This is a genomic window from Rhodanobacter sp. PCA2 (assembly GCF_013620825.1).
In the GTDB taxonomy this organism is placed as follows: Bacteria; Pseudomonadota; Gammaproteobacteria; order Xanthomonadales; family Rhodanobacteraceae; genus Rhodanobacter_A.
In genome coordinates this window covers 1-16,460 of sequence record NZ_NJIC01000053.1, presented here as the reverse complement: position 1 = coordinate 16,460, position 16,460 = coordinate 1, and the positions used below count along the sequence as shown (strand labels likewise).

Sequence of the window (16,460 nt, the reverse complement as noted above, 5' to 3'; positions counted from 1 at the left end):
GTCTTGCCTCGACGAGGGGGCTTACTTGCCTTCTTTCAGCGCGATCGAATTGATGCCGGCGCCGGCGAGGCGTTGCTTGGTGGACTCCAGCGCGCTGGCGGTGGGGAACGGCCCCAGCCGCACGCGGTGGAAGGTCTGGCCGTTCACCTGCACCGACTGCACGTTCGCCACGAAGCCCTGCATGGCGAGCTTGGCCTTCACGGTTTCCGCATCGGCCGCGTTCGGGAACGCGCCGACCTGCAGCAGGTAGCCGCTGCCGGCGGACGGCTTGGGCACCGCGGCGGGGGGCGCGGCGACCACGTTCTGGGTGGCTACCGGGGTATTGCCGGGCGCCGTGGGCGGCACGGCGGCCGGCGCGGGCTGGGCGTTCGCGGCCGCCGCGGCCTGCTGCTTCTGCTGCTCGGCCTTCGCCTGCGCGCTGATCTCGGCGTCCGGAATGCGCACTTCCTTCTCCGACAGCACGGAGTAGAAGTCGAATTGCGGCTTCTTCGCCGTGCTCTCGGCGTTGCCCGGCGCCACCGCGCCGGTTTCGCTCGGCGTTTCGGCGGTGGCCTGGGGATTCGCCTGCGGCCCGGTCTTCGGCGCCATCGGCATCAGCGAGTGGCGCATCAGCACCATCACCGCCACGGCGCCGATGAGCACGCCGACGATGGCCCAGACCCAGCCGGGAATGCCGCCGCCGCTGTTGCGTACCGCCTGCCGGCCCTTGCCTTTGCGTGCTGCCATCACATGCTCTCCGGGGCGCCCAGGCCCAGCAAATCGAGACCGTTGCGCAGCACCTGCCGGGTGGCCACCACGAGGGCGAGGCGGGCGTCGCGCAAGTCCTTGTCCTCGACCAGGAACTGGTGCGAGTTGTAGTAGGTGTGGAACGCGTTGGCCAGTTCGCGCAGCCAGATGGCGAGCAGGTGCGGCTCCAGGTTCGTCGCCGCCGCCTCCACCACCTCGGGGTAGCGCGACAGCTCGGTGAGCAGGGCCTGCTCGTGCTCGTTGTCCAGCCGCGCGAGCTGCGCCAGCCCGTTGTCCTGGTCGAACGTGAATCCCTTCTCGCCAGCCTGGCGCAGCACCGAGCATACGCGGGCATGCGCGTACTGGATGTAATAGACCGGGTTGTCGTTGGTCTGCGAACGGGCGAGGTCGATGTCGAACACCAGCTGCGAGTCGCCCTTGCGCGAGATCAGGAAGTAGCGCGTGGCGTCGCGGCCCACTTCGTCGATCAGGTCGCGCAGGGTGACGTAGCTGCCGGCGCGCTTGGAGATCTTCACCTCCTCGCCGCCGCGCATCACGGTGACCATCTGGTACAGCAGGTAGTCGGGGTAGCCCTTGGGGATGCCCGCGTCCAGCGCCTGCAGGCCGGCCTTCACGCGCGCCAGCGAGCCGTGGTGGTCCGAGCCCAGCACGGTGATCGCCTTGCCGTAGCCGCGCTGCCACTTGCTGAGGTGGTAGGCCACGTCCGGCACGAAATAGGTGTACGTGCCATCCGACTTGCGCATGACGCGATCCTTGTCGTCGCCGAAGTCGGTGGTCTTCAGCCACAGCGCGCCGCCTTCCTCGTAGGTGTGGCCGTGGGCGACCAGCTCGCGCACGGCTTCCTCCACCTTGCCGTCGGTGTAGAGCGAGGATTCGAGGAAGTACACGTCGAAGCCCACGCCGAAGGCCTGCAGGTCCAGGTTCTGCTCGTGGCGCAGGTAGGCCACGGCGAAGGCGCGGATCGCGTCGAGGTTCTCCACGTCCTTCGCGCCGGCGACGGTGTGGCCTTCCACGGTCACGCTGTCGCCGGCCAGGTAGGCCTTGGCCACGTCGGCGATGTAGTCGCCGCGGTAGCCGTCCTGCGGCCAGCCGGCGTCGCCCGGCGCGAGGCCGCGCGCGCGCGCCTGCGTGGAGACGGCAAGGTTGGCGATCTGCACGCCGGCGTCGTTGTAGTAGAACTCGCGCTTCACGTCCCAGCCGCTGGCGTCCAGCAGGCGCGCCACGCAGTCGCCCAGCGCCGCGTTGCGGCCGTGGCCCACGTGCAGCGGGCCGGTGGGGTTGGCCGAGACGAATTCCACGCCCACGGTGCGCCCCGCGCCCAGTGCGCTGCGGCCGTAGCGCGCGCCCTGTTCGAGGATGCGGCGCACCTGCGACTGGCTGGCATCGGCGGCGAGGAAGAAATTGATGAAGCCGGGGCCGGCGATCTCCACCCGGGTCAGCAATTCACCGGGCGGGAGCGCGGCCACCAGCTTCTCGGCCAGTTCGCGCGGCTTGGCGCGCGCGGCCCCTTCGACGGGGCTGAGGACATGCTTGGCCAGCAGCATCGCCGCGTTGCAGGCGAAATCGCCGTGTTCGCGGCTGCGCGTGCGCTCGATCACGAAGCCAGGAATCGCCAGGTCGGCGGGCAGGACGGCCTGGGTTTGCAGGGCGTGGATGGCCTCGAGGACCAGTTCGTGCAGCTGGGCTTTCACGGGCGCGGCGATTCCGGGATGGAACCGGTAATCCTAGCAGACGCGCGCAGCGGGCCATCGCCACCCCCATCCGGTGGCGGCATGCTGCGGTGCATGGCGCCACTTGTGGATAAGTCTGTGGGGAAAGCGACGGCCATGGGCCCCGGCTGGCCGCCGAGCGCCGCGTCACCTGGCTTACATGGGGAAAAGTGCATATGAATCATACAAATATAGCGCATGCTTGAAGTCGCGCCTGCGCTGAGGCCTGCAAGTGCCCATCGGGGGCTTTTGTGCATAACTAAGGCGCCCCTGGCCGTAGTCGCCGGGACGCGCGGTAGTCACCCCGTTGTCATGCGGCACCGCCACACTGCCTGCGTGCTGGTGGCGACTCCCCTCCCACTCCAAGGCACACGGAGATGCCGCTCTCTCCGCTCCCCATAATCGGCAATCACGGTGCAGGCTCGTCCCGCACCGTTTTTTTTGCCTGCAGCTGCCGCCCGGACACGTGGCCCGCACCATGCCGGCATCCGGAACGGCCCGCGGGCGCTTTCCCGGTGCCCTCAGAGCAGGCCGCGCGCCGCCATGGATACCGGCTCGTCGCTGCCTATCACCAGATGGTCCAGCACCCGCACCCCGACCAGTTGCAGGGCGTCGCGCAACTCGCGGGTGATCGCGCGGTCGGCCGCGCTGGGTTCGGCGACGCCGCTGGGGTGGTTGTGGGCGAAGATCACGGCGCAGGCGTTGTGCTGCAGGCAGGCGCGCACCACCTCGCGCGGATGCACGCTGGCGCCGTCCACGGTGCCGCGGAACAGCTCCTCGAACGCCAGCACGCGATGGCGGTTGTCGAGGTACAGGCAGCCGAACACCTCGTAGGGCAGGTGGCGCAGCCGGGCGCGCAGGTAGTCGCCGCTGTCGCGGGGATTCTCCAGCGCGGGCTGCTGCCGCAACTGCTCGGCAAGGCTGCGCCGCGCCAGCTCCAGCGCGGCGGCGATGCGGGCACGCTTGGCCGGTCCCAGGCCGACGGTGCGCACCGCCTGGTCGGGGCGGCTCAACAGGACGGCCAGGCTGCCTGCGCCGACCAGCAGTTCGCGCGCCAGCGCGATCGCGTCCTTGCCGCGCACGCCGCTGCCCAGCAGCACGGCCAGCAGCTCGGCGTCGGACAGGCTGCCGCTGCCGCGGGCCAGCAGTTTCTCGCGGGGGCGTTCGCCTTCGGGCCAGTCGCGGATGCTCATGCCCGCAGCGTGCCTGCGACCCCGCGATGCAGTCAGCAGTAGCCCGGCAGGAATCCGGTAAGCTAGCCGTCTGCCCGCACGTCAGGCCCTGCCTACACCATGAGTCTTGCCGAACGCCGCATCTTGCTGGGAGTGTCCGGCGGCATTGCCGCCTACAAATCCTGCGAACTGGTCCGCCGCCTGCGCGAGCAGGGCGCCGAAGTGCGTGTGGTGATGACGGCGGGCGCCGAACATTTCGTAGGCGCAGCCACCTTCCAGGCGCTGTCCGGCCAACCCGTGCGCAGCAGCCTGTGGGATGCCTCGGCCGAGGCGGCGATGGGCCACATCGAACTCGCGCGCTGGGCCGAGCGCATCCTGGTTGCGCCAGCCAGCGCCGACGTCGTCGCGAAGCTGGCCCATGGCCACGCCGACGACCTGCTCACCACGCTGTGCCTCGCCAGCGCCGCGCCGCTGGCGGTGGCGCCGGCGATGAACCAGCAGATGTGGGCGCACCCGGCGGTGCAGGCGAACATGGCGCTGCTGCGCCAGCGCGGGGTGCAGGTGCTGGGTCCCGCGGCGGGCGAACAGGCCTGCGGCGACGTGGGTTCAGGCCGCATGCTGGAGCCGCACGAACTGCGCGATGCGCTGGCCGCCTCGTTTGGCGGCGGTGCGCTGGCCGGGCTGCAAGTGGTGGTCAGCGCCGGTCCCACGTTCGAGGACATCGATCCGGTGCGCTTCATCGGCAACCGCAGCTCCGGCAAGATGGGTTTCGCGGTGGCGCAGGCCGCCGCCGAGGCCGGCGCGGGGGTGACCCTGGTGGCCGGTCCGGTGAGCCTGGCCACGCCGCCCGGCGTGGCGCGCCGCATCGACGTGCGCAGCGCGGCGCAGATGCAGGCGGCGGTGTTCGAGGCCTGCGTGGCCGCGCAGATCTACGTGGGCGCGGCCGCGGTGGGCGATTACCGGCCCGACGAAGTGGCCGAACGCAAGCTCAAGAAGCAGGCCGGCGCCGACCTCGTGCTGAAGCTGGCCGAAAACCCCGACATCCTCGGCGGCCTCGCGGCGCAGCCGGTGCATCCGTTCCTGGTCGGCTTCGCGGCGGAGACGCACGACGTGGCGCACTACGCGCTGGACAAGCTGCAGCGCAAGCATCTGGACATGATCGCCGCGAACCGCGTCGGCGAAGGGCTGGGCTTCGAGGCCGCCGACAACGCGCTGGACGTGTACTGGACCGACGGCATGCTGGCGCTGACCCGGGCCGGCAAGACCGAGCTGGCGCGCCAGCTCGTCGCCTGCGTGGCCGAACGCTACCGCGCGGTGCGCGGATGAGCGCGGCGTTGCTGGACGTGGAGCTGAAGATCCTCGATCCGCGCCTGGGCGCGAGCATCCCGTTGCCGGAACCCGCCACCCCGGGCAGCGCCGGCATGGACCTGCGGGCCGCGCTCGATGCCCCGCTGACGCTGGCGCCGGGCGACAGCGCACTGGTGCCCAGCGGCATCGCGATCCACATCGGCGATCCGGGCTGGTGCGCGCTGATCGTTCCGCGCTCGGGCCTGGGCCACAAGCAAGGGCTGGTGATGGGCAACCTGGTCGGCGTGATCGACGCCGACTACCAGGGTCCGCTGATGATTTCCTGCTGGAACCGCGGCCGCGAGCCGGTGACCGTGGGCGTGGGCGACCGCATCGCCCAGTTGCTGCTGGTGCCGGTGGCGCAGGCGCGGTTGCGCGTGGTGGACGAGTTCGCGCCCAGCGCGCGTGGCGCCGGCGGGTTCGGTTCCACGGGCATCAAGTGAGCCGGTCCGCCGTGCGGTCGGGCCGGGTGGAATGGGCACCTGTGGGGGCAGGGGAATGGCGATGAACGACGCAAACGGATCGCGATGGCGGGCGCAGCCCGACTGGCGGCGCCTGGGGCCTCTGGCCGCCGGCACGCTGCTGGTGCTGCTGGGTGCGTTCTGCGCCTGGCAAACCTGGCTGATCGCGGACGAGAATGCCGCGGCGGCCCGCGTGCAGCAGGCGCGGGACCAGGCCGCGCAGCAGCTCGCGCAAGTGGTCGCCGCGCAGCACGCCACGGTGGCGAAGGCCGCGTCGGCGCTGGATCCGACCCTGCTGCAGGGCGATCGCGCCGCCTTGCTGGCGGCGCTGCACGCGCAGCTGCCGCAGGCCCTGCAACTGGACGTCTACAGCGGCAACCTCGACGAGGTGCTGCACGCGAATTTCCGCGAGTTCGGCTACGCCAAGGCGGCCCAGCTGATGGGTGCGCAGGCGGAGGACGGCTTGCCGCCGATGCAGAGCGTGTCGCACGGCGCGGGCGACCGGCGGCTGAGCCTGGTGCTGCCGCTGGGACCGCCGCAGCGGGCGCAGGCGTGGCTGTGGGTGGAGCTGCCGTTCGCCCCGGTGCGGCAGGCATTCGAAGCGGTATCGCCCGCCGCCGGCCGGCTGGACCTGCGCCAGGGCGACGCCCGCAGCGACATGCGCATCCTTTCGAACGGCAGCCCCGGAGCAGAGGCGGAGGTCGAGGCCAGGGCGGTGCCGGGCAGCGGCTTCAGCGTCGCCGCGGCGCTGCCGGTGGCGTTCATCGTGCTGCCGCGCTCGTGGCCGCTGGCGGCGCTGCTCGCGCTGGCCGGCATCGGCGGCGGGCTGTACCTGCTGTGGTGGCGGCTGCGGCGTCGCGATGTCGTCCCGGCCGAACCGGATATCGATATCGAGGAGTTCCAGTCGTCCCGGCAAGCCACCCGCGCCGCCGCGCCGCCCGCCAGGCCCGCCGCCGCGCCGCCGGCACCCGCGGCCCGGCTCACCTCCACGGTCGCGGTCGATCCCGTGATCTTCCGCGCCTACGACATCCGCGGCGTGGTGGGCAGCACGCTGACCGCCGAGGTGGCGCGCCTGCTGGGGCAGTCCATCGGCACGCTGATGCGCGAGCAGGCGCTCACCGAGATCGTGGTGGGCCGCGACGGCCGCCTGTCCGGGCCGGAACTGGCCGGCGCGCTGGCCGACGGCCTGCGCGCCGCGGGGATCGACGTGATCGATCTCGGCGCCGTGCCCACGCCGGTGGTGTACTTCGCCACCTACCACTACGGCACCGGCTGCGGCGTGGCGGTGACCGGCAGCCACAACCCGCCCGACTACAACGGCTTCAAGATCGTGGTCGGCGGCCAGACGCTGTCGGAGGACGCGATCCAGGACCTGTACCGGCGCATCGCCGGCAACGCGCTGGAGCATGGCGGCGAAGGTGGCCTGCGCCAGGTCGACGTGCTGCCGGACTACCTGGAGCGCATCGTCTCCGACGTGCAGGCCGAGCGCCGGCTGAAGGTGGTGGTGGACTGCGGCAACGGCATTCCCGGCGCGGTGGCGCCGCAGGTGCTTTCGGGCATCGGCTGCGACGTGGTGCCGCTGTACTGCGAGGTGGACGGTACCTTCCCGAACCACCATCCGGACCCGTCCGACCCGCACAACCTCGAGGACCTGATCCTCGCGGTGAAGCAGACCGGCGCCGATCTGGGCGTGGCGTTCGACGGCGACGGCGACCGCCTCGGCGTGGTGACGAAGGCGGGCGAGATCATCTACCCGGACCGCCTGCTGATGCTGTTCGCGCGCGACGTGCTGGCGCGCCAGCCGGGCGCCACCATCATCTACGACGTGAAGTGCACCGGCCACCTCAAGGGCCAGGTCCTGGCGGCCGGCGGCAGTCCGCTGATGTGGCGCACCGGCCACTCGCTGATCAAGGGCAAGATGCGCGAGACCGGCGCGGAGCTGGCCGGCGAGATGAGCGGGCACTTCTTCTTCAAGGAGCGCTGGTACGGCTTCGACGACGGCATCTACGCCGGCGCGCGGCTGATGGAGATCCTTGCCGGCGACCTGGAGGAGCGCACGCCGGAAGAGATCTTCGCCACCCTGCCCAAGGGCGTCTCCACGCCGGAGCTGAAGATCGAGCTGGCCGAGGGCGAGCACTACCGCTTCATGGAGAAATTCCGCGCGCAGGCGAGCTTCGGCGACGCCACTCTGATCACCATCGACGGCGTGCGCGCCGACTGGCCGGACGGCTGGGGCCTGGTGCGCGCGTCGAACACCACGCCGGTGCTGGTGCTGCGCTTCGATGCCGACAACGCGGCGGCGCTGGAGCGCATCCAGCAGGCGTTCCGCGTGCAATTGCGCGCCGTCGATCCGGCGCTGAAGCTGCCGTTCTGATCGCATGCGAAGGCCTGGCATGGCCGGGCCTTCGTGGCGCGGCTGTCAGGGCTGGTTCTGCTGCGCGGCTTGCACGGCGCGGTAATGCGCGAGCTGCTGCGTCTGCGCCTGGGCGGCCTGGTCGCGCTGCGCCTGCTGGCGCTGCAGCACCGCCTGCAGTTCGCTCACCACGCCGCGCTGCTTGGCGATGCCGTCCTGCAGGTACTTCGGCAGCGGCTGCTTGTCATGTTCGAGTTCGGCGGCGCGGCCCAGCAGATCGGTCAGCGCCTGCTCCTGGCTGCGCAGGTTGACCTTGCTGGTGTGGATTTGCTGGTCCAGGCCCGCCAGCGTCTGCTGCAGCGAAGCCTTGTACGAGGCTTCGTCGGGATAGGCGGCCAGCATCTGCTCGTCGGCGCGGACGCGGTCCCGGGCGGCACGCTGGGCGGCGGCCTGCTCCGCGGCGAGTTTCTGCGCCGCGGCGCGTTCCTCCGGGCTGAGCTGGCGCTGCACGTGCTGCACGGCCACGCCCTGGTCGTTGACCACGTCGTAGCCGTACTTGAGCGCGTCCTGGGTGAGGCCGTCGCTGAAATGCAGGTGGCCCTGGCCGTCCACCCACTTGTAGCGCAGGCCGCTGGTGTTCGCGTGTTGCTGGGCGCAGACCGCCGTGCTGGCGGTCAGCGCGGCGACGAGCAGGATGGACAGTGACTTTCGCATGAGTACCCCCTCGCGGAAGTATAGACGCCGCAGCCGCGCTGCAGCCGGCGGCCAGGGTGGCGGCCATCGCCGGGCGTGACCGGCTTCGCCCAATCGCGGCCGGGCGTTCAGCCGTCGACGCCGTAGCGTTCCCGATAGGCCAGCAGGCGCGCGTGCTCGGCCGCCAGCTCCGGGCGTTCGCCCGCGTACGCCAGCACGTCGGCAAGGCTGGTGATCGCGATCACCGGGATGCCGTAGTCGCGCGCCACTTCCTGCGCGGCGGAGAGTTCGCCCTGGCCGCGTTCCTGCCGGTCCAGCGCGATCAGCACGCCGGCCGGTTCGGCGCCGTGGGCGCGGATCAGCGCCAGCGACTCGCGCACCGCGGTGCCGGCGGTCATCACGTCGTCCACGATCAGCACGCGGCCCTTGAGCGGTGCACCCACCAGCACGCCGCCTTCGCCGTGGTCCTTGGCCTCCTTGCGGTTGTAGGCCCAGGGCAGGTCGCGGGCGTGCTGGTCGGCCAGCGCGATCGCGGTGGCCGCGGCCAGTGCGATGCCCTTGTAGGCGGGGCCGAACAGCATGTCCACGTCGATACCCGCGTTCACCACCGCCGCGGCGTAGGCGCGGCCGAGGCGGCCCAGCGCGGCGCCGGAATCGATGCGGCCCATGTTGAAGAAGTACGGACTCTGCCGCCCGGACTTCAGCGTGAACTCGCCGAAGCGCAACACTTCGCGCTGCAGGGTGAGTTCGATGAAGTCGCGCTGGTAGTCGTGCATGGGGATTCTCTTCAGGGAAGGGCACGCCACAGCAGGTGCTGCGGGCCGGAGCGGCCGCCATGGTACAGCGTGCCGCTGTCCGCAAAGCCCGCGCGCCGGTACAGCGCCAGCGCGGCGGCGTTGGCGCTGTTCACCATGAGCACGATGCGGCGCGCCTGCGGATGACGTTGTGTCAGGTCGGCCAGCAAGGCCTCCATCACAGTCACGCCGAGGCCGCGTCCCTGGCAGGCGGCATCGAGCTGGAACGAACGCAGCCCCAGCGCATCGGCATCCTCGTCGCGGCCGGCGAGGCTGCGCGCGCTGCGTTCGATGCGGTAGTAGCCCACCACGGCGGCGTCCAGCAGTATCGCCATCGGCTCGCTGCCGGGGCATTGCTCGGCATCGGGCAGCGTGTGCGCGGGCGGGCTCACGAAGCGGTCCTGCTCCGGGCGCACGCGGACGCGCAGCACGGCATCGCGCAGGGCTGCGGTGACCGGGGAAACGCGGATGATGGGCGCTGCGGGCATGGTTGCTATGATGCCCACGATCGTTCCGGGAGTCGCGCATGCGCATCATCAGCTTGAACGCCAACGGCATCCGCTCGGCCGCGACCAAGGGCGTGTTCGAGTGGCTGCGCCAGCAGCGGGCCGACGTGGTCTGCCTGCAGGAAACCAAGGCGCAGGAAGACCAGCTCGCCGATCCGATGTTCCGCCCCGACGGCCACCACTGCTTCTACCGCGACGCCAGCAGCAAGAAGGGCTATTCGGGCGTGGCGATCTACGCGAAGCGCGAGCCGGACGAAGTGCGCACCGCGCTGGGCTGGGACGCCTTCGACAACGAGGGCCGCTACGTCGAGGCGCGCTTCGGCAAGCTCAGCGTGGTGTCGCTGTACGTGCCGTCGGGTTCGTCGGGCGACGAGCGCCAGCAGTTCAAGTTCAAGGCGATGGACTGGCTCGCGCCGACCCTCGACGAATGGCTCAGGAGCGGCCGCGACTACGTGCTGTGCGGCGACTGGAACATCGTGCGCAGCGAGAAGGACATCAAGAACTGGAAATCCAACCAGAAGAACTCCGGCTGCCTGCCGGAGGAGCGCGCCTGGCTCAACGGCCTGGTCGAGGGCGGCTGGGTGGACAGCTACCGCACGCTGCACCCCGAGGGCGAGGACTACACCTGGTGGTCGAACCGCGGCCGCGCCCGCGAGAACGACGTCGGCTGGCGCATCGACTACCAACTCGTCACGCCCGCGCTGGCCGGGCGCCTGAAGCGCTGCGCGATCTACCGCGACGAGCGCTTCTCCGACCACGCGCCCTACACCGTCGACTATGCCGACTGAGGGCGCGGCCGTCGCCCCGGGACGCTCCTGGCGCATCCTCAGCATCGGCCTGCTGGGCTTCGCCTCCGGCCTGCCGCTGGCGCTGTCGGGCAGCGCGCTGCAGGCCTGGTTCACCACCGCGGGGATGAGCCTGCGCGACATCGGCTGGATCACACTGATCGGCCAGGCCTACGTGTTCAAGTTCCTGTGGGCGCCGTTGCTGGACCGCCTGCCGCTGCCGTTCATGGGCCGCCGTCGCGGCTGGATCTTCATGATGCAGCTGCTGTGCGGCGTCGCGCTGATCAGCATGAGCTTCTACACGCCGCAGGGCGGCGCCGCCACGCTGGCGTTCCTGGGCGTGTTGCTGGCGTTCGCCTCGGCCACGCAGGACACCGCCTACGACGCGCACCGCACCGACCTGCTGCCGCCGGCCGAGCGCGGCTGGGGCACCGCGTCCGCGCAGGGCGGCTATCGTGCCGCGATGCTGGTGTCCGGCGCGCTGTCGCTGATCCTCGCCGACCACATGGGCTGGGCCTGGGTGTACCGGCTGATGGGCGCGCTGATGCTGGCGGCGATGGCGGTCACCGCCACCTCGCCGGAGGCGCCCGACGAGCGCCCCGCGCGCAATTTCGCTGAGGCGGTGATCGAGCCGTTCGCCGATTTCTTCCACCGCTACGGCATGCTGGCGCTGGCGTGGCTGGCGCTGATGGTGCTGTACAAGCTGTCCGACGCGTTCGCACTGTCGCTGTCCACCACCTTCCTGCTGCGCGTGCCGCAGTTCACGCTGACCCAGCTCGGCGCGATCAACAAGACCTTCGGCCTCGCCGCCGGCCTGCTGGGCGCGCTGGCCGGCGGCTGGGTGGTGACGCGGATGCGGTTGTTCCCGGCGCTGCTGCTGCTGGGCGTGCTGCAGGCGCTGGTGAACCTGGGCTACATCTGGCTGGTGCACAGCGGCCCCGACCTGCTGGCGCTGGCGGCCGTGGTGGGCGCGGAGAATTTCTTCAGCGGCCTGGGCAGCACCGCCTTCGTGGTGCTGGTGACGGCACTGTGCAACGTGCGCTATTCGGCCACCCAGTACGCGCTGCTGTCCTCGCTGGCGGCGGTGGGCCGGGTGTTCCTCGGGCCGCTGGCGGCGTGGCTGGTGCCAAAGGTGGGCTGGTCGGATTTCTTCGTGATCACCGTGTTGTCGGCGCTGCCCGGGCTGCTGCTGATCTTTGCGCTGCGTCGCGCGATCGACCGCGCCGAGCTGGCGCGCCCGCACTGAGAGCCCGTTCACGCTGCGGCTGCGGCGCAGGCCACGAATCGGCAGAACGGGACTTGTACGGCGTTCCGGTGCCGGCGATGATCGCGCCACAGGGGGTACGCCGCGCAAGGAGCGACGAATGCCCGACTTCACGATACGCAATGTCGATCATCTGCTGGCCGAGCGCATCCAGGCGTTCGCGAAGCACCAGCAGTGGACGGTGAACGAGGTGTTGCTGCATGCGCTGCGGCGCGGCTTGGGCGCGGCCGAACTGGGCGCGCAGGCCGAGACGCAGGTCGATGCCGGCGAGTTCGCCGCCCAGACCGGGGCGTGGAACGCGGCCGAACAGGCAGTGTTCCGCGAGACGGCGCTGGCGCTGTCGGTCGCACGCAGCGACCAGCTGGCGCCGACCGCGGGCGAGATGCGTCTGTTCGAGTGAACCGGTTCAGCGCGGCGCGGGATGGATCGCACCGAGCTGGCGCAGTCCGCGTGCGCCGGTGACCGCGGGCAGGTTGCCGGGCAGGCCGAGCAGGCGCTGCCGGGCCAGCCATGCGAACGCGGTGGCCTCGAGGAAATCCGGATCGACGCCGAACGCCGCCGTGCTTGCCAGCGAGCGTGGCGCCAGCAGTTCGGCGAGCCGGCACATCAGCGCGGCGTTGTGCACGCCGCCGCCGCAGGCCAGCACGTCTTCCGCTGCCGGCGCATGGCGTTCGATCGCTTCGGCCACGCTGCGCGCCGTGAATTCCAGCAACGTGGCTTGCACGTCGGCCGGTGCCAGCAAATCCATTCGCGGATGCGCGGCCAGCCAGTCGAGGTGGAAGTGCTCGCGGCCGGTGCTCTTGGGCGGCGTCAAGGCGAAATAGGGATCGGCCAGCAGCGCATCGAGCAGTGCCTGGTCGACCTTGCCGCTGGCCGCGAACATGCCGTCGCGGTCGAACGCTTCGCCCCGCTGGCGCAGGCACCACGCATCCATCAGGCCGTTGGCGGGGCCGGTGTCGAAGCCGACGACGCTGCCGTCGGCGCCCAGCGCGGTGATGTTGGCGATGCCGCCGAGGTTGAGCACCACACGAACGTGGCCGGGACGCGCCAGCAGCATCGCGTGCACGGCCGGCAGCAGGGGGGCGCCTTGGCCGCCGGCGGCCATGTCGGCGCGGCGGAAGTCCGCCACCACGTCGATGCCGCAGCGTTCGGCGATCGTGGCGGGATCGCCCAGTTGCAGGGTGAACGGGTGCTCGCCCGTGGGGCGATGGCGCACGGTCTGGCCGTGCGAGCCGATCGCGCGCACGGCGGAGGCCGGCGTGCCGCTGTCGCGCAGCAGGGTCAGCGCAGCCTCGGCGAAACCATGGCCCAGCGCCACGTCCAGCCGTCCGAATGCGTCGAGGTCCAGCGCGGTTTCGCCTTGCGCCACGGCAAGGATGCGTTCGCGCAGCGCATCCGGCCAGGGATGCGCGCGTGCGGCGAGCAGGCGCGGTCGTTCGTGCTCGAACGACACCAGGGCAGCGTCGATGGCGTCCGCGCTGGTGCCGGAAATCAGGCCGAGATACAGCGCGGGCGTTTCACTCACGCGGGAACGGGGCTCAGTTGTCGGTGCGCGGCGTGTTGTTGCGGGCCAGCTTGATGCGCTGGTCGATCTGTTCCAGCCGCGCGAGTTGCGGCTTCACCACGGTCGCCTTGAACTGCGCCATCTGGGCCGCCGGCAGCGGTTCGGGCCTGGGCAGGGTCACCGTCTGCGGATTGCGCTGCACGCCGTCCACGCGGAATTCGTAGTGCAGATGCGGGCCGGTGGCGAGGCCGGTCATGCCGACGTAGCCGATGATCTGGCCCTGCTTCACGCGCTGGCCCACGCGCTCGCTGCCGGCGAAGCGCGACATGTGGCCGTAGGCGGTGCTGATGTCCTTGTTGTGCTGGATCACCACGAAGTTGCCGTAGCCGCGTTCCCAGCCGCGGAACTTGATCACGCCGTCGCCGGCGGCGTGGATCGGCGTGCCCGACGGGGCGGCGTAGTCCACGCCCTTGTGCGCGCGCATGCGGCCGAGGATGGGGTGCATGCGGGCGGAGCTGAAGGTGGAGGAGATCCGGGTGAAGTCCACCGGGATGCGCAGGAACGCCTTCTGGATCGGGCGGCCGTCCTCGCTGAACCAGCCGTAGTCGCCGTCGGCCTTCCTGAAGCGGTAGGCGGTGTAGCGCTTGCCCTGGTTCACGAACTCCGCGGCCACGATGTCGCCTTCGCCGAAACGGGCGCCGTCGCGGTAGAGGTCGTCGTAGATCACGGTGAAACTGTCGCCTTCGCGCAGGTCCTGCACGAAGTCGATGTCGTACTTGAACAGGTCGGCCAGCTTGCCGACCATCGCGGCGCTGAGGCCGGCCTGGTCGCCCGCGGCGTACAGGCTGCTGCGGATCACGCCATGCGCGACCTGTTCGCGCACGTCCATGTCGCGCGCCTGCAGGGTGAGCGTGGGCTGCGCGCCGTCGAGGCGCACGATCGCGCGGTTCGCCTGGTCCTGGTCGAAGCGGAAGCCGCGCAGGCTGCCGCCGGGACCGAGCAGGAAGTCGAACTCCTGGCCGGGACGGATGTTGTGCAGCGCGGACTTCGCGTTGCCGGCGGCATCCATCACCTTCTGCAGATCGGTGAGGCTGAGCCCGCGGCCGCTGAAGATGTCCGACAGCGTCTGGCCGGGCTGCACCCGCACCACCTGCCAGTCGTCCACCGTGGATGCGGCCGGAACGATGGGCGCCAGCTTCGGCAGCGCCAGCGGCAGCAGCGTGTGCGCTTCGACCGTGGCCGCCGGCTTCATCGCGGTGGCCCACGCCGGCATGATGAAGCCGGAAAGCAGGGTCACCATGAGCGCGGTGCCGGCCAGCACCCAGCGCTCGCGATGCCAGCGCAACGGCGTGGTGGATTCCGAACGGTCGAACGACCAATGTGCACAACGCGCGTAGAAGCCCACATGCTGGCGCTGCGCCTTGCGGCAAATGGCCTGCTTGCGCGCGCGGCGCCCCCCCCGGTTTTCCTCACCCATACTGCGCCCAGCCTCGTCGTACAAAATAACAAACCCGCGTACCATAATCGTCATGTAACAAGTGCGTCAATGCCTTTCCCATCAAGGGTTTGCGTTGGGTTTTCGGTTAACGCACAATTAACGCAGAAACGTGATTGCCATCCCGTGATTGGCTGTCATGACAACTACCTGACCCCCGAGGGATGCATGAACGAACCCGAGCAGGCGCTGGCCGCGATCGCGCGCGGCGCCGACGAAATCATCAAGCGCGAGGACCTGCTGGAACGGCTGAAGGGCGGCCGCCCGCTGCGCGTCAAGGCCGGCTTCGACCCCACCGCGCCGGACCTGCACCTCGGCCACACCGTGCTGCTGAACAAGATGCGCCAGTTCCAGGATCTGGGGCACCAGGTGATCTTCCTGATCGGCGACTTCACCGGCATGATCGGCGACCCCACCGGCAAGAACGTCACCCGCAAGCCGCTCACCCGCGAGGACGTGCTGAAGAACGCCGAGACCTACGCCGCGCAGGTCTACAAGGTGCTGGATCGCGAACGCACCGAGGTCCGCTTCAACTCCGAGTGGTTCGGCAAGATGAGCGCGGCGGAGATGATCAAGCTCGCCGGCCAGCACACCGTGGCGCGCATGCTGGAGCGCGACGACTTCGCCAAGCGCTACGCGGCGCAGCAGTCCATCGCCATCCACGAATTCCTCTATCCGCTGGTGCAGGGCTACGACTCGGTGGCGCTGCAGGCCGACGTCGAGCTCGGCGGCACCGACCAGAAGTTCAACCTGCTGATGGGCCGCGGCCTGCAGGAGCACTTCGGGCAGAAGCCGCAGATCGTGCTCACCATGCCGCTGCTGGAAGGCCTGGACGGCGTCAACAAGATGTCCAAGTCGCTGGGCAACTACATCGGCATCGACGAGCCGGCGATCGACATCGTCACCAAGACCATGAAGATCGACGACGCGTTGATGTGGCGCTGGTTCGAACTGCTCAGCTTCGACGTGTCGATGGACGAACTCGCGCGCATGAAGCGCGAGATCGAAAGCGGCGCGCTGAACCCGCGCGACGCCAAGCTGCGCCTGGCGCGCGAGCTGGCGACGCGGTTCCACGATGCCGCCGCCGCCGAGCAGGCCATCGCCGGCTGGCACGCGGTGGTGCGCGGCGAGGGCGACACCTCGCTGCTGCCGCTCAGCGAGATCGCGGCGCCCGCCGAGGGTTTCCGCCTGCCCGCGCTGCTCACCGCGGCCGGACTCACCGCCAGCAACTCCGAGGCGAACCGCAAGCTCAAGGAACGCGCGGTGCGCATCGACGCGGAAGTCGTGGAGGACGCGCAGCGCGTGTTCTGCGCGGGCTTCGAAGGCGTGCTGCAGGTGGGTAAGCGCAACTTCGCCCGGGTGAAGTTGACCGCCGGCTGAGCAACGCACGCGATCTTCGGGGAATGTTTCGCGCCAGATCAGCGGCTTGCGCGAAAGAGTGAAAATTCTTCGAAGAAAATACTTGCCAAGGTGGGGGTGCCTCCCTAGTATTCGCCGCCCCGCCGCTGCATCGGCAGCACGGGACGCCAACCCGCCGAAACAAATCTTCGCGCGCTGTTGACGGACCGAGAAAACGATGTAGAATGGGCGGCTCACCGGGACGAAATGTCCCACAGCGGAAAAGCTCCGC

General features: G+C 70.2%; 15 protein-coding genes. 7 read left to right on the top strand and 8 right to left on the bottom strand.

Annotated elements, in window-relative coordinates; all coding sequences use genetic code 11:
* Nucleotides 1-21 precede the first annotated feature (21 nt).
* The 3 genes from PCA_RS16415 to radC form a co-directional block, all read right to left on the bottom strand.
* Entirely contained in the window at nt 22-726 is a 705-nt protein-coding gene (locus tag PCA_RS16415) for an SPOR domain-containing protein (RefSeq protein ID WP_181303694.1), read from the bottom strand.
* Entirely contained in the window at nt 726-2,438 is a 1,713-nt protein-coding gene (gene argS / locus PCA_RS16410) for an arginine--tRNA ligase (RefSeq protein ID WP_181303693.1), read from the bottom strand. Before argS ends, PCA_RS16415 begins: the two co-directional genes overlap by 1 nt.
* Before the next feature lie 539 nt (nt 2,439-2,977).
* Complete coding sequence (gene radC / locus PCA_RS16405) at nt 2,978-3,649, bottom strand: DNA repair protein RadC (protein WP_181303692.1); 672 nt, start codon at nt 3,647-3,649, stop codon at nt 2,978-2,980.
* Between the two features lie 99 nt (nt 3,650-3,748).
* Here radC and coaBC point away from each other — a divergent pair, with 99 nt between their 5' ends.
* From coaBC to PCA_RS16390, 3 genes are read left to right on the top strand one after another with little or no spacing between them, the layout of a single operon-like run.
* Nucleotides 3,749-4,954: a bifunctional phosphopantothenoylcysteine decarboxylase/phosphopantothenate--cysteine ligase CoaBC gene (gene coaBC, locus PCA_RS16400; RefSeq protein WP_181303691.1), complete on the top strand. Its 1,206-nt coding sequence runs from the start codon at nt 3,749-3,751 to the stop codon at nt 4,952-4,954.
* Between the two features lie 8 nt (nt 4,955-4,962).
* A complete protein-coding gene (gene dut / locus PCA_RS16395) occupies nt 4,963-5,418 on the top strand; it encodes a dUTP diphosphatase (protein WP_181303740.1) in 456 nt (151 codons plus the stop codon).
* A gap of 55 nt (nt 5,419-5,473) precedes the next feature.
* Nucleotides 5,474-7,810, top strand: coding sequence for a phosphomannomutase/phosphoglucomutase (locus tag PCA_RS16390; protein WP_181303690.1), 2,337 nt, complete (start codon nt 5,474-5,476; stop codon nt 7,808-7,810).
* Nucleotides 7,811-7,855: 45 nt separating this feature from the next.
* On the opposite strand, the gene PCA_RS16385 is transcribed toward PCA_RS16390, so the two are convergent.
* The 3 genes from PCA_RS16385 to PCA_RS16375 all read right to left on the bottom strand — a co-directional run bounded on the left by PCA_RS16385 (nt 7,856) and on the right by PCA_RS16375 (nt 9,764).
* Nucleotides 7,856-8,503, bottom strand: a complete 648-nt coding sequence (locus tag PCA_RS16385; protein WP_181303689.1) for a DUF4124 domain-containing protein — start codon at nt 8,501-8,503, stop codon at nt 7,856-7,858.
* 107 nt (nt 8,504-8,610) lie between these two features.
* The gene (pyrE, locus tag PCA_RS16380; RefSeq protein ID WP_181303688.1) at nt 8,611-9,258 is read right to left on the bottom strand and encodes an orotate phosphoribosyltransferase; all 648 of its coding nucleotides are present in this window, start codon (nt 9,256-9,258) and stop codon (nt 8,611-8,613) included.
* An 11-nt stretch (nt 9,259-9,269) separates the two neighbouring features.
* Nucleotides 9,270-9,764: a GNAT family N-acetyltransferase gene (locus PCA_RS16375; protein WP_181303687.1), complete on the bottom strand. Its 495-nt coding sequence runs from the start codon at nt 9,762-9,764 to the stop codon at nt 9,270-9,272.
* Between the two features lie 38 nt (nt 9,765-9,802).
* Here PCA_RS16375 and PCA_RS16370 point away from each other — a divergent pair, with 38 nt between their 5' ends.
* The 3 genes from PCA_RS16370 to PCA_RS16360 all read left to right on the top strand — a co-directional run bounded on the left by PCA_RS16370 (nt 9,803) and on the right by PCA_RS16360 (nt 12,231).
* On the top strand, nt 9,803-10,570 hold the full coding sequence (locus PCA_RS16370) for an exodeoxyribonuclease III (RefSeq protein WP_181303686.1): 768 nt from the start codon (nt 9,803-9,805) through the stop codon (nt 10,568-10,570).
* A complete protein-coding gene (locus PCA_RS16365) occupies nt 10,560-11,813 on the top strand; it encodes an MFS transporter (protein ID WP_181303685.1) in 1,254 nt (417 codons plus the stop codon). Before PCA_RS16370 ends, PCA_RS16365 begins: the two co-directional genes overlap by 11 nt.
* A gap of 118 nt (nt 11,814-11,931) precedes the next feature.
* Entirely contained in the window at nt 11,932-12,231 is a 300-nt protein-coding gene (locus PCA_RS16360) for a hypothetical protein (RefSeq protein WP_181303684.1), read from the top strand.
* A 6-nt stretch (nt 12,232-12,237) separates the two neighbouring features.
* On the opposite strand, the gene PCA_RS16355 is transcribed toward PCA_RS16360, so the two are convergent.
* Both PCA_RS16355 and PCA_RS16350 read right to left on the bottom strand, forming a co-directional pair.
* Entirely contained in the window at nt 12,238-13,356 is a 1,119-nt protein-coding gene (locus PCA_RS16355) for an anhydro-N-acetylmuramic acid kinase (RefSeq protein ID WP_181303683.1), read from the bottom strand.
* A 13-nt stretch (nt 13,357-13,369) separates the two neighbouring features.
* On the bottom strand, nt 13,370-14,812 hold the full coding sequence (locus tag PCA_RS16350) for a peptidoglycan DD-metalloendopeptidase family protein (RefSeq protein WP_181303682.1): 1,443 nt from the start codon (nt 14,810-14,812) through the stop codon (nt 13,370-13,372).
* Nucleotides 14,813-14,998: 186 nt separating this feature from the next.
* Between PCA_RS16350 and tyrS the strand changes: the two genes are divergently transcribed.
* On the top strand, nt 14,999-16,210 hold the full coding sequence (tyrS, locus tag PCA_RS16345; RefSeq protein WP_181303681.1) for a tyrosine--tRNA ligase: 1,212 nt from the start codon (nt 14,999-15,001) through the stop codon (nt 16,208-16,210).
* The last annotated feature ends 250 nt before the right edge of the window (nt 16,211-16,460 follow it).

Coding starts and splice junctions, on each gene's coding strand:
- PCA_RS16415 (WP_181303694.1), bottom strand. CDS start 726: ATGGCAGCACGCAAAGGCAAGGGCCGGCAGGCGGTACGCAACAGCGGC.
- radC (WP_181303692.1), bottom strand. CDS start 3,649: ATGAGCATCCGCGACTGGCCCGAAGGCGAACGCCCCCGCGAGAAACTG.
- coaBC (WP_181303691.1), top strand. CDS start 3,749: ATGAGTCTTGCCGAACGCCGCATCTTGCTGGGAGTGTCCGGCGGCATT.
- PCA_RS16390 (WP_181303690.1), top strand. CDS start 5,474: ATGGCGATGAACGACGCAAACGGATCGCGATGGCGGGCGCAGCCCGAC.
- PCA_RS16385 (WP_181303689.1), bottom strand. CDS start 8,503: ATGCGAAAGTCACTGTCCATCCTGCTCGTCGCCGCGCTGACCGCCAGC.
- pyrE (WP_181303688.1), bottom strand. CDS start 9,258: ATGCACGACTACCAGCGCGACTTCATCGAACTCACCCTGCAGCGCGAA.
- PCA_RS16375 (WP_181303687.1), bottom strand. CDS start 9,764: ATGCCCGCAGCGCCCATCATCCGCGTTTCCCCGGTCACCGCAGCCCTG.
- PCA_RS16370 (WP_181303686.1), top strand. CDS start 9,803: ATGCGCATCATCAGCTTGAACGCCAACGGCATCCGCTCGGCCGCGACC.
- PCA_RS16365 (WP_181303685.1), top strand. CDS start 10,560: ATGCCGACTGAGGGCGCGGCCGTCGCCCCGGGACGCTCCTGGCGCATC.
- PCA_RS16360 (WP_181303684.1), top strand. CDS start 11,932: ATGCCCGACTTCACGATACGCAATGTCGATCATCTGCTGGCCGAGCGC.
- PCA_RS16350 (WP_181303682.1), bottom strand. CDS start 14,812: ATGGGTGAGGAAAACCGGGGGGGGCGCCGCGCGCGCAAGCAGGCCATT.
- tyrS (WP_181303681.1), top strand. CDS start 14,999: ATGAACGAACCCGAGCAGGCGCTGGCCGCGATCGCGCGCGGCGCCGAC.